Genomic DNA, 538 nt, shown 5'->3' on the forward strand with positions numbered 1-538 from the left:
AAATATGGTGCTTGACCTTAAAAATGGGCATTAAAAAACACCTCATCGTTTGGTATAGTTGATTTGACTAGAATCACAATATCCAAACAGAAGAGGTGCCTCCTATATGATATCGAAAAACGGTCAAAATAAGCAACTACCAAATGAACTAACATCCACATTTAAAGAATTACAGGTGCTAAAACATCTAAGAAAAGCTGGTATTACAAAGACTTTCGGCTTTTCTTGTGGTTTTCTTTTTCAACTGATTTTTTGTTTAATCTTTGAAAACAAGAACTGGTTTCGAACACTTGAAGGTAAAAAATCTGCCGATTTTCCTGCTAAAGACGCCGTTTATCGTTTCCTGAATAAGTCTACCTTTGCATGGCGTAGATTTTTACTTTTTCTTAGTGCTCACACGATTGGCAAAGTAACGAGACTCTCGAATCATGACAGACCGAAGGTCTTGGTGTTAGATGATTCTTCGTATGATCGAAATCGTAGTAAATCCGTCGAGTTACTAGCTCGTTGTTTTGACCATGCTTCCCAAAAAATGCGG

1 pseudogene is annotated in these 538 nt (G+C 36.8%); it reads left to right on the plus strand.

Annotated features, from left to right (window positions below):
* Positions 1-106 precede the first annotated feature (106 nt).
* A pseudogene (locus JN080_RS29070) lies at positions 107-538 on the plus strand (IS4 family transposase); the annotation flags it as partial.

This window comes from Bacillus sp. EB600, assembly GCF_024494385.1.
In the GTDB taxonomy this organism is placed as follows: domain Bacteria; phylum Bacillota; class Bacilli; order Bacillales; family Cytobacillaceae; genus JAEVLT01.